This window comes from Arthrobacter sp. Dra40 (assembly GCF_059091905.1).
The window spans coordinates 12,711-24,594 of the sequence record NZ_JBNHHB010000019.1 but is presented as its reverse complement, the minus strand read 5'-3'; the positions used below and the strand labels follow the sequence as shown (position 1 = coordinate 24,594).

6 protein-coding genes are annotated in these 11,884 nt (G+C 58.6%); 3 read left to right on the top strand and 3 right to left on the bottom strand.

All coding sequences use genetic code 11. The annotated features are described in order from the left end of the window. Positions 1-4: 4 nt before the first annotated feature. The gene (locus AC5RWT_RS11265) at positions 5-1,738 is read right to left on the bottom strand and encodes a hypothetical protein (protein WP_494080297.1); all 1,734 of its coding nucleotides are present in this window, start codon (positions 1,736-1,738) and stop codon (positions 5-7) included. 1,070 nt (positions 1,739-2,808) lie between these two features. Here AC5RWT_RS11265 and AC5RWT_RS11260 point away from each other — a divergent pair. Next, entirely contained in the window at positions 2,809-4,992 is a 2,184-nt protein-coding gene (locus tag AC5RWT_RS11260; RefSeq protein WP_494080296.1) for a glycosyltransferase, read from the top strand. 792 nt (positions 4,993-5,784) lie between these two features. On the opposite strand, the gene wecC is transcribed toward AC5RWT_RS11260, so the two are convergent. Both wecC and wecB read right to left on the bottom strand, forming a co-directional pair. Beyond that, the gene (gene wecC / locus AC5RWT_RS11255; protein ID WP_494080295.1) at positions 5,785-7,068 is read right to left on the bottom strand and encodes a UDP-N-acetyl-D-mannosamine dehydrogenase; all 1,284 of its coding nucleotides are present in this window, start codon (positions 7,066-7,068) and stop codon (positions 5,785-5,787) included. An 81-nt stretch (positions 7,069-7,149) separates the two neighbouring features. After that, on the bottom strand, positions 7,150-8,292 hold the full coding sequence (gene wecB / locus AC5RWT_RS11250; RefSeq protein WP_494080294.1) for a non-hydrolyzing UDP-N-acetylglucosamine 2-epimerase: 1,143 nt from the start codon (positions 8,290-8,292) through the stop codon (positions 7,150-7,152). A gap of 441 nt (positions 8,293-8,733) precedes the next feature. On the opposite strand from wecB, the gene AC5RWT_RS11245 reads away from it, so the two are divergent. Both AC5RWT_RS11245 and AC5RWT_RS11240 read left to right on the top strand, forming a co-directional pair. After that, complete coding sequence (locus AC5RWT_RS11245) at positions 8,734-9,705, top strand: DAK2 domain-containing protein (RefSeq protein ID WP_494080293.1); 972 nt, start codon at positions 8,734-8,736, stop codon at positions 9,703-9,705. A 1-nt stretch (position 9,706) separates the two neighbouring features. Further along, on the top strand, positions 9,707-11,884 hold the full coding sequence (locus AC5RWT_RS11240; RefSeq protein ID WP_494080329.1) for an ATP-dependent DNA helicase RecG: 2,178 nt from the start codon (positions 9,707-9,709) through the stop codon (positions 11,882-11,884).

The following is an 11,884-nucleotide window of genomic DNA, read 5'->3' as shown; positions in this document are numbered from 1 at the left end:
TAGTTCAGGACTCATCGCGCTGGCGTTCCTCGAGCTTGGATCGCAGGTGTTCCGCTTCTTGTCGAGCAAAGGCAAGCTCTGTACGTAACCGTTCGATTTCTTCCCGTCGCCACTTGAGTTTTCCATTAGCAGCGGCGATCCGTTGCTGCAAGATCCTCGGATCTTCTGAAGAGGCCTTGGAGCCCTGCTGGTACGCGCTGAGAGGAAGCTCGTATGTCGGAGGATCCCACGTTTTGCCGTTCAGGGGATATTCCAGCAGTTTCGGTTCCAACCTGCCGATGATCTCCCGGAAGAGAGACAGTTGTACACGATCAATTTCGGGTACCGAAAGCATCAGCCGGATCATTCTGCGGGAACCGAACAGCTGGTAGGTGTCAAAGGTGACATCTGATTCCACGATGTGAGCATGATTCCAATTCGCTACGCGATGCTCCCACAGAAACAGGTCCGTCATCCGATAACCGGCTGGCACGGATCTCAACGCGGTCGTGTCGATATATTCCTGGAAACCAAGCTCGCCACGCGTCCACCACGGGTCAGTCAAGGGATGCTTAACGTCCTTACCCCGTTTGGTCAGGCTTGCCATGCGACGCGCGGATATTTCCATGCTTTCCGCAAAGTGCAGCCGCTGAGCAAAGTGCCACTTGCCCACCCCGTTGATCTGCCCACGGATATGCAATGCGTTGTGGGGAAGGCTCGAGTGATATATCCAGGAGATAACCGTATTCGAACGTCGGGTGCTGAGTTCATTGAGCACGGTCACGTAATCAGCTGGAGGACGCTGAGCCGTGTTCAGATCGAACATCTGATGAGTCAACCCGAGGGCCGCCGACATCTCTGCTGCCAATTTGTCCCTGTTAAGCTCTGCACTTTGCCGTCCTGAGCCTGGCGCTTTCGTGTACGTAAAGGCCTGGACCGTGTCAGGGGCTTGTGGGCGGGCGAACGCGGCGAGGGAGGTGCGTGAATCGACGCCCGCGCTAGCTGAGACCACAATTTGGCGACCGCTTAGTTTTAGCACCTTCACCTGCTTTTCCAGAAGGGGGACCATTTGGTCTGCTGCCTCTGGGACGGTCAAGGGCTCATAGGGAAGCGGGCCAATGCGGCGAATCGTGCCGCGGCCCAACGTAAGCTCTGTGTTTGGTGTCAGGAGCCATACGCCGTCGAACTCTGTCGTGCGTCCTGGGAAGTCATTGGAAATGGTCCGCCCGACCCATTTAATGTAAGTGCTTGGCTCGCGGCTCAGTGTCCTGCCGACGAGATTCACATGTGAGGCGATGATCGTCGCTTCGGTGTCATGGAAGATTGAACGAGAAGCGATCGCGTCGGTTTGGGCGCGAACCGTGCCTTGATGGCGGTCCAGCACCACGTACTGTCCGAACAACTCTTCGAGCGCGTTCACGTACCTCTGGCGAGACTCACGAAGGGCTGCGTGCAGTTTCCGGGCAATCGCTCCGAGGTCCGTTGTCTCCAGTGTTGGGTCGAGGCTGTGACCGCAAAGGAGAATTTCATTCTCACCGTCCGAGATTAAGGCTACCCCCACGCGTGGGTCCCAACGGAACACCATCCCCGCAAATGTTCGGCTCTTCCAGAAAGCGGGGACTTCTGGGTCCAAGCCTCGTGCGTGGAAAACATAGCCCCGGCTGTAGCGCAGATGACTGAAATCTTCCTGTCGCGCGATGGATGTCACCTCCGAAGGAATGAATTCCACGGTGGGCTCGTGGGTGGCGTACTCAAACATAGGTGCTCCTCAGCGACAGCGGGACTCTTGACCCATTTTCCCTGACTTACATAAGAATCGCGAAACGGCGTGCCTGAGCATTGCCCCGAAAATGTCGCTCCCATGGGTGTCAAGGGTGCTGGGGCAATTCTTCGTAGTGGTGGTAGAGCTCGTCGTTCCGGGCTAGTCCGTGTTCGTTCGAGCCGAGAGAGGGTGATTGCCACGGCGCTTCGGGTGTAACCCGTTCCGGGTGTTGCCGGCGTTCACGAGCAGCTGGCTGGCGACATCGGTGCCACCGCCTGGCAGATCGCGCGGTGCCGGTGATGCATGATGACAAGTTGGTCCAACTCTGCGTCGATCTCCCCGATTTCCCGTTCAAGCGTTTGATATCTGACCCCGAGCCGTTTCAGAGTCGCATGCGCTGCGCTAAGCGGAGTGCCGAATTCGCCGGTTGGTCGGAGCCGTGCCAATGTTTGCGTCAGTCTTCCGAACGTAAGGTCGCGGTATCTGGCCTGGACCGACTCTGGGGAGGTTATGAGCATCGCTTTGGGCTTGGACAATTGGGATGTTCCGGGCCTTCATGGCGCTAGAGCGTTCGGTGCGTAACATCGGCATTGCTTCAACCACCCCATTGCGGGCCTTGGGCACCGCCTTTGCCCGGCCTGCCAGGACGGCTTGCGCGGCTCGGTATGGGATCGGACTTGCCCCGCTTCCGCCGGTCCTCTATGAGAACCACTTCACGCCCTTTAGGAAGTACGTAGAGTCCACGGGCCATGCAGAGAAGCTCACAAGCCGCGAATCCTCTGATGAGTCTGGACACGCTGGGGCGGAGAACCAAGAACCTTCGACGACATCCTTGGTTTCGTGACGAGGTAGTACGCGGTCTTGGATCAGAGGAAGCATGCGACCGTAAATGGGATGAGATCTATGTGGAGGAGGCCGGATTGTTAGTCCCTACCCATGGTGTGAATTGTGCCTGAACGAAGCCGTAGAGTGAAGACATCGTCGGAGACGCTGGGTACACTCGCGTACCCTTGACTGGTGGTCTCGAGAGAATGCGTTCGAAAAACAGCAAGGAGCAACGCGCGAGAATGAAGATGTTAGAGAACCTTCCTATTCCAGGTTTCATAGCGGATCCCGAGTGGGGGAACCGATGGAATATCGGTAAGAACCAACCGGTCTCCGTTTACCTTGACGATTCAGGGAACCTTTCTCTGACAAAAGCGGAGAAATTCACTCTCCATACCGTGCTGAACGCGACGGCATCTGATCTCGACGAGCTTGCCGAGGGGCATGGGGTCCCCGTTCCCCGAGACGCTTCTTATATCGTCGCGTTGAATGCGGATAGCGAGGATCGCGTCCGTGCTCAGCTAGTTGTGCATGAATTCGATCCCGTTGGAACGAGGACGTCTAGGGTGCTGGTAGGGAACCTCGAGCGGGTACTCTTCGTACCGATGCCTGAGACTACCGCACTGGTAGTTTCCATCCGTACAACGGGACAAGGCACAGTGACCGTGCGTGGGCTTGAGTTCAATCGGGCGTCGAGCGCTCAATCATCCCCTGGTATCCATAAATATGGCACATACGTTGAGCCCGGTAAGAGGTCGAAAGTCCCTGAACGGGACCCATATGTGTGGCTTCTGCCCGTACGAAGGGCCCTGTACGATGGCACGCCGCTGTCCGTTCTGTTCACTCGTAAAGAAGCAGTGGAAGCGGTAAGGCTCTTTATCGATGGCGGATACATGTTGGAGGCCAAAGAAGTTGTCGGACATTTTGATCTCTACTCTGATCTGGCTACTTCGCACCTTCGACGCATCTTTTGGCATGGTCGGAGGACGGGATACCTCGTACATGCGCTCAGGGCTCTAGATGAAGTCGTCTTTAGGACTAAAAGCTACAAGGACATTGCTGCTCGGGAACTGCTCAATGCCGAATACGAATTCCATCGCGATCCATGGGGTATGCTTCCGGAGCTTCCCCCCGCCATGGTCTACGACCCAGAGGGTCCGGTCCTGCACTTCGTTGGCAAAGCCCTCCCAGAAAAGCAAACGGGGTACACCGTACGCACGCGGTACACGACGGAGGCTCTCTCTGCCGGAGGAACTGAGTGCGTCATCGCAGTGCAGGTGGGTGGCAACCATGAAGAGGGGCTTGAGGACGAAGTAGAGCATACCGTCGGTGGTGTCCGTACGGTGCTTCTTGCGGGCCCATCGAAGAAGAATGCGCTGCGCTCGGACTGGATGAGTTGCAATGCGGAGAAACTTTACGCACTGGTCACAAGGATCAGTCCCAGTGTGATTCATGCCCATTCAGACTTTACGAACGGTGCGCTAGCGACCCATGTTGGACGTGCCACCGGAGTGCCCGTGGTCTACGAAGCTCGAGGATTCTGGGAAGAAACTTGGATATCCCGAATTGCTAAAGCACAAGGTTGGGAAGATGTCGACCTTCACATGCGGATGTACGGCGCTCCTGAACTTTACGAACTGCGTCGCCAGAGTGAGCGGCGGGTTCGCGAGCGTGCTGACCGAGTAATCACGCTGGCGGAGACGATGAAAGATTTCATCTTGGAAGAGAGCCCCGATGGAGCGGTCGAGAGGGACAACGTAACACTGGCTCGGAATGCTGTTGACCCGGAGGATTTTCCCCCGCCCACAGAGTCGCCTTCGGCCCGGGAACTGTTAGATATAGACGACGATCAAGTTGTTGTCGGTTACATTTCTTCAATAGTCGAGTATGAAGGTATCGATACGCTGCTTGACGGGTACCAGAAACTTTCCAACAACCATGAAAACGTGCATTTGCTGATAGTTGGAGACGGGCCCCATCTAAATCGCCTCCGAAACCATGCGGAAAAGAACAACATTCCAAACGTGATCTTTACCGGACGGATTCCACACGAGGATGTTCTTGCCTACTACCACGCAATTGACATTTTCGTTGTGCCACGTAGGAGGACTCGAGTCACTGAACTAGTCACTCCGCTCAAGCCGTTTGAAGCGTTTTCAACGGGGAGGGCAGTAGTGATGTCGGATGTGGCCGCATTAGTAGAGATTGCTCAGGATTCTGGGGGAGCGGCACGAACCTTTGCCGCTGATGATTCAAGCTCCCTGGCGCTAGTACTCACCGAGCTGGTGGGAGATCCTGATCAGAGGCGGAAGATGGGCGAGCATGGCAGCCGATGGGTACGCGAGAATCGCTCGTGGTCATCGAATGTGCCAGCGTACCAACAAGTTTACAACGACTTAAGGAGGGAACTAACTGTAACGCCCTAGCTGAATCTGGTCGGCAGCGACTTGTTTATGGCATCCGATCAGATTTTAGTACTGGACCGCTGATGCTGTTGCTTAAGGGAGCACCGAGGTCGAATATCGATAGTTTACGACTATTCTCGACGAAAAGCAGCCCGAGCTTTCTGAGCTAATAAGGGGGTCGGGGGCCCATATTCTTCGTAAAGGCGTCAGGCTGCCTTGACGAAGAACATAGGCCCCCAGCAAACTTGGCTAATTTAAGAAAATAAGTGCGGCTAGGATCGCCGGGACGGCGGTGACAACAAGTACAACTATAAAACCGGCTATTCTTCGCTTGCGTTCGTACGTGCTTCCAGTACGTGACGCACTCTGCCGGCTCAGCCCACGCTCTTGGGCCTGCTTTTTTCCGAAGAGTCCCAGATGCCGTGCGGCAGGAATCTCAGTCGGCATGTAGCTCACAGGGTCGACCTCCCGGATTTCTGTTCGCAAATTTCCTTCAACACTATAGTGCCTTAGGGTCGCCAACCTGGTGCAAGTAGAGGTCGAATGGCTGACCCACAGCGTCTCCGAACGTCTCTAATGGACTGTTTCGCCGCAACGTTCGTTCGGCAACGGCCGGCTGACCGCCTCGGCCCCGGACACGTCGTGTCAGTCCGTTGACCTTGTTGGTGGCACGATCACCGCTCTACCGTGCTGCCAAACAGCGGAAAACCGTCGATGTCAAGCCGAATTTTGTGGCTCGCCAATACCATCGTCCAGACCTGTCGACGATTTCAGGCTCTCTTCGTTTCCGAATCTGGCAGACCTAAATGCGGGCTACGACACGAGGGAAGGAGTGTCGGCGTGTATCTGGCGCCATACGCCTCTAGTGTCGATGATTTTCTTGTCCAACATCTTATCGGTGTCGAACTTCTTGAACTCTTCATGGTCTACGAGCAGGAGGACGAGATCGGCGGCCGCGATGGCCGGTTCGAGTTCGCTGAGCCGCACGTTCTTGCGGTTGTGCAATTCGGCTGGAAGCTCGGAGATGTTCGGTTCGACCGCGAGTAGCTGACCATTGGGAATCGCGTCCGCCAGCCGGCCTGCAATATCCCTGGCGGGCGACTCGCGCAGGTCGTCGATGTCCGCCTTGAAGGCCAGGCCTAGTGCGGCGATCGTCGGAGATTCCACCCCGATTAGTGCGGCCAAGACCTTGCCAATCACAATCTGCGGCTTGCCATCATTTGTCTCTCGTGCCAAGCGGATTATCTTGGCATCCTCGGGCATCGCCGACACAATAAACCATGGATCAACAGCGATGCAATGTCCGCCGACTCCGGGGCCGGGCTGGAGAATGTTTACGCGCGGGTGGTGGTTAGCGAGTTCAATGAGTTCCCATACGTCGACGTTGAGCTTGTCGGCGATCACGGAAAGCTCATTGGCGAAAGCAATGTTGACATCGCGGAAAGAGTTTTCCACGAGCTTTGCCATCTCCGCTGTCACAGCGTCGGTGATGTGAATCTCTGCCTTGCAGAAGGACGAATAGAGGTTTTTCGCCATTTCGGCGGCTCCGGGCGTCAGGCCACCGACAATTCTGTCGTTCTCAACTAGCTCGATCATGACCCGGCCGGGGAGCACCCGTTCCGGGCAATGGGCCACATGAATGGAATTGGAAGCATCGCCGCCTAAACTGAGATCCGGCCGTTCATCCATTATGATGTCCGCCATGTGCTGGGTTGCGCCCGGCGGTGAGGTGGACTCGAGGATGATGAGTTCCCCTCCCCGAAGCTGGGGAGCGATTCCTTTGGCCGCCGCTTCAATGAAACTAAGATCGGCAGTATGTCCGTCCTTGAAAGGCGTCGGCACAGCCACAATGTAGGCCTCTGCCTCTGGTGTCGACGTCGTAGCACGAAGTTTGCCCGCAGCCACGGTGCCAGTCAGAGAGGCGCCCAAATCGGGCTCGACGAAAGGGAGTTCACCCCTATTGATCGCCTCGACTGTGCTCTGCTTTACATCTACCCCCGTGACGTCATGCCCGTTGACCGCGAGCACCACAGCCGTGGGCAGACCGATGTAGCCCAAACCGATAACGGCGATTCTTTTTTTGTTTTGTATGGTCATCGTTCTCTATCTACTTTGTCATTCGTCGTTGGTTATTAGGCATGACAGTACCTGCCGCTAGTCACATCGGGCACCTAGTCACTAGCCTGCGAAGTCAGCAATTCTGGATCCCACGCCGACTAGCTGCTCAATGGCTGCTACGGTCCGTTTGGCAGCCAAGCCATCGCCATATGGATTGACGGCATTTGCCATGGATTCGTAGTGCTCATCCTCATTGAGGAGCCGGTCCACCTCTTTGACAATACGGTCTTCGTGGGTTCCGATGAGCATGACAGTTCCCGCATGCACGGCTTCGGGACGTTCTGTGTTGTCGCGCATCACTAGGACGGGTTTGCCCAGACTTGGTGCCTCCTCCTGGACTCCGCCAGAGTCTGTTAGCACAACGTGAGCCAGGGACAGCAGCCTCGTAAACTCCCCGTAGGCTAGAGGTTCGGTGATCACGACGTTCTTCTTGCCTCGGATGGCCGGAAGTACCGCCTCTCGGACCGCCGGATTCTTATGGACAGGGAAAACGATCGTGACATTCGGATCTGCATCGGCGATCCTGGCGAGGGCACGACCTACACCTTCCATAGCTTGCCCTTGATTTTCACGACGGTGGGTTGTTACGAGCACCACGCGTTTGCCTGATGTGGCGAGATCTTCCAGACTGGGATCCGAAAAGGGCACTTGCTTTTCTACCGTCTTGAGGAGCGCATCAATGACTGTGTTTCCGGTCACTACGATGTCCTGAGGAGCGATTCCTTCACGCAATAGGTTCGCACGGCTGATGCTGGTTGGAGCCAGATGCAGACTCGAGATCTGCGAAGTGATTTTGCGGTTTGCTTCTTCTGGGAAAGGGGAGAACAGGTTGCCCGATCGCAAACCAGCTTCAACATGGACTACCGAAATCCCACGATAGAAGGCCGCAAGAGCACCCGCGGTCGACGTGGAGGTGTCACCTTGGACGACTACCACCTCGGGTTTAGCTTGTTCAAATAGTCGGTCGAGCCCGTCGATCGTTCTCGTGACAATCGAGTTTAGAGTCTGTCGCGGCTGGATGATGTTCAAATCATGATCCGGGACAATGCCGAAAAGTTCGTTAACCTGGTCCAGCATACCTCTGTGCTGACCGGTGACCGTGACAATGCAATCCAGATTCTTCGACTGCTTTAATTCTTCAACGATCGGGGCCATCTTGATGGCCTCCGGCCTGGTGCCATAGATAGGCATGACTATAGGCATGATTTACTCCTAGATGTGCGAGACTGCTGTGATCCTATCCGAAAAATGCCTACCAACGCTTAAACGGTTGCGCAGTCCTTGCCCAAGCAAGCGTACCAACGGGATTAAACAGACTTGCAGTTGACACGCCCAGCGAATTCGCCTCCGACACAGAAGTAGCGCTGCAGTGGGCTCAAATTCGGCAGACTGGACATTCTGCACGGTCACAGGGCAGACATTTACGAGCCATTTATTCATCAGTTTGCAGAACACTACGATGGTCCCAGAGGCCAAGTGGATGTGGGAAATGTCACGAGCGGTCGGTGTGGGCTGAGTTTCTTGAGGGACAAGGCGCAGGTTGGCTGATGCCTTCGTTTCCGTGATGGCTGCGGTAGGCTCAGTTAACGCCGGAGAACTGAGGACGATCGTTGGCGGGCATCGCCGGCGCATGCAGATGGGATCATGTTGCAGACGAAGATTGCTGCCAATGCCGAAGCGCTGCGCCGCTGGCTGTCAAAGGCCGAAGTGGTCCTCGGGAACCACAGCGACCGCCTGAACGCCATCAACATCTTCCCGGTGGCCGACGGCGACACCGGGACCAACCTCTACCTGACCATCCGGGCGGCGGCTCAGTCCGCCTCTGAAAACCCCTCGTCCGACGTCGGTGAACTCCTGGCCGCTGCAGGCCAGGCCTCCATGGAGGAAGCACGCGGAAACTCGGGCACCTTGTTGTCTGTTTTTTTGGCTGCCCTGGCTGAACCGTTGCGTGGGACCACCCGGCTGACGGGACCGCTGCTGGCCGCGGCCTTGCAGCGTGCCGAGATCCGCTGCTGGTCTGCGTTGAGCGAGCCGGTTGAGGGAACCATGCTCTCCGTCATCGCTGCGGTGTCGCGGGCAGCCTCGGCCGTGCACGGCGCCCATAACGACGATAGCAACCATGGTTTGGCTGCAACGCTGGAAGCGGTCGTGGAGGAGGCTGTCGCCGCCGTGGTCAGGACCGAGGCCCAGCTCGGCGCCCTGGAAGCGGCCCATATTGTCGACGCCGGGGCGGTGGGTTTCCTGCTCATCATGGACACCCTGCGTGCCAGCGCCCTGGGCCAGGGGCTGCAGCCTGAATTGCTGGACGGATTGCACGGCTTCAACGTGCAAGATCCGCATTTGCATCTGGACCACGTCGACGAAGGCGTCGAAGTGATGTGCACCATTAACCTCAGCCCCTTGGACGCTGCAACGCTGCGCTTGAAGCTGGACGAGCTGGGCGATTCGGTCATCATGAGTGCGGTGACCGAAGTCGAAGGCGGGTACCGCTGGCGTGTCCACGCCCACGTGCCGGATGGCGATGCGGCCCTGGAACTCATCCGCGAACTGGGCGAACCGATGAATGTCACCATGACGGAACTGGCCGGCCCGCCGGAGCACAGCCATGGCGGCTGACCTGTCCGATGAACTGAGCGTTCCGCTGGAGCGGCGGCTCGGCAAACGTTCGGCGACAGCACTCGAAAAGCACCTGGGCATCACCCTGACCGGGGAACTGCTCAATTACTTTCCGCGGCGATATCTGAAGCGCGGCGAACTGACCATGATCGCCGAGCTGCCGCCTGACGAGGACGCTAGTCTGGTGGCCCGGGTCCTTAAGTGCACCTCGCGCCGGATGCGTGCCCGCCGCGGCTCACTGACCGAAGTCGTGGTGACCGATAATTCCTCGGACATCAGCCTTACCTTCTTCAACGGCTACCAGGCCGAACGCGAGCTGAAGCCCGGCACCCTCGCCATGTTCTCCGGCAAGGTGACCTCCTACCGGGGCAGCCTCACGCTGACCAACCCGGACTATCAACTGCTTGAGGACGCCTTCGACTTCGACGCCGAGGAAGCGTTGCGTCCGGTACCGATGTACCCGGCCACGGCAAAACTCGGCAGTTGGCGGATCAAGGCCGCGGTGGATGCATTGCTGGACATCGTGGACCTCACCCGCTTGGGAGACCCCATCCCGCCGGACATTGCCATCCGCGACGGCCTGCTCTCCCTGGCCGAGGCCTATGAACAGATCCACCGACCCGCCTCGATGGAGGCAGCCGGCGCGGCCCGGGACCGCTTCCGGTACCAGGAGGCGCTGGTCCTGCAGGCCGCACTGGGGCGGAAGCGGGCCATCGCGGCGGCGGAGCAGGCCACCGCGCGGCCGGCACGGATCGGCGGCATCGCCGACAAGTTCGACGCCCGGTTGCCCTTCGAGCTGACCAACGGGCAGCGCGACGTCGGACAGACCATCGCTGCCGAGCTGGCGGGCCATGCGCCGATGAACCGGTTGCTGCAGGGAGAAGTCGGTTCCGGAAAGACCCTGGTCGCCCTCCGGGCGATGCTTCAGGTGGTCGATTCCGGCGGCCAGGCGGCGCTGCTCGCGCCGACCGAGGTCTTGGCCAGCCAGCACTACGAGTCGATCAGCCGGACGCTCGGCCCGCTGGCACAGAGCGGCATGCTCGGCGGCGACGCCGACGGCACCAAGGTGGTGCTGCTGACCGGATCGATGACCGGAACCGCCAAGCGCAGGGCGCTGCTGGATGTGGCGACCGGAGAAGCGGGGATCGTCGTCGGCACGCATGCGCTGCTGTCCGAGACCGTGCAGTTCCTGGACCTGGGACTGGTGGTGGTGGACGAGCAGCACCGGTTTGGTGTGGAGCAGCGGGACAAACTGCGCAGCCGGGCCGACACGCCGCCGCATCTGCTGGTCATGACCGCCACACCCATTCCCCGAACCGTGGCGATGACCGTCTTCGGGGACTTGGAGACGTCGGTGTTGACCGAACTGCCCGCCGGGCGGGCACCGATCACCACCCACATGGTGGCGTTGCAGGAACACCCCGCGTGGGAGGACCGAATCTGGCAGCGCGCCCGCGAAGAGGTCGACGCCGGCCGGCAGGTCTACGTTGTCTGCCCCAAGATCGGCGACGACGAGCTCGAGGAAGCGGATCCGCCGGACGATCTGCAGCAGGACCAACAGCGGCCGATGGCTTCGGTGGCCGCAATCATCGAGCACATCAGCAGCCTGCCGGTGCTGTCGGGCGTGAGGATTGGCATGCTGCACGGGCGGATGGAGTCCGAGCAGAAGGCCGCCGCCATGGCGGAGTTCAACGACGGCGCCCTGGACATCCTGGTATCGACCACGGTGATCGAGGTCGGCGTCGACGTACACAATGCCACCATGATGGTGATCCTGGACGCCGACCGTTTCGGGATTTCGCAGCTCCATCAGCTCCGCGGCCGGGTGGGCCGAGGAGGTCTCCCCGGTACCTGCCTCTTGGTGACGCAGCTGGAACCGGGCCACCCCAGCCGGGAGCGGCTGCAGGCCGTCGCCGCTACCACCGACGGGTTCGAACTGTCCCAGGCCGACCTGCAACTGCGGCGTGAAGGTGACATCCTCGGGGCCTCGCAATCGGGAGGCAAATCGACCCTGAAGCTCCTGCGGGTGATCAAGGACGAAGCGGTTATCGCCCGTGCCCGCGAAGATGCCACCGCCATCTTGCAGCATGACTCCACGCTGTCCCAGTATCCGGAGCTGGCGGAGGCCATCGAGCTGTACCTTAACCCGGAACGCGAGGCCTTCCTTGAACGCGGGTAG

Coding starts and splice junctions, on each gene's coding strand:
- AC5RWT_RS11260 (WP_494080296.1), top strand. CDS start 2,809: ATGAAGATGTTAGAGAACCTTCCTATTCCAGGTTTCATAGCGGATCCC.
- wecB (WP_494080294.1), bottom strand. CDS start 8,292: ATGCCTATAGTCATGCCTATCTATGGCACCAGGCCGGAGGCCATCAAG.
- AC5RWT_RS11245 (WP_494080293.1), top strand. CDS start 8,734: ATGTTGCAGACGAAGATTGCTGCCAATGCCGAAGCGCTGCGCCGCTGG.
- wecC (WP_494080295.1), bottom strand. CDS start 7,068: ATGACCATACAAAACAAAAAAAGAATCGCCGTTATCGGTTTGGGCTAC.
- AC5RWT_RS11265 (WP_494080297.1), bottom strand. CDS start 1,738: ATGTTTGAGTACGCCACCCACGAGCCCACCGTGGAATTCATTCCTTCG.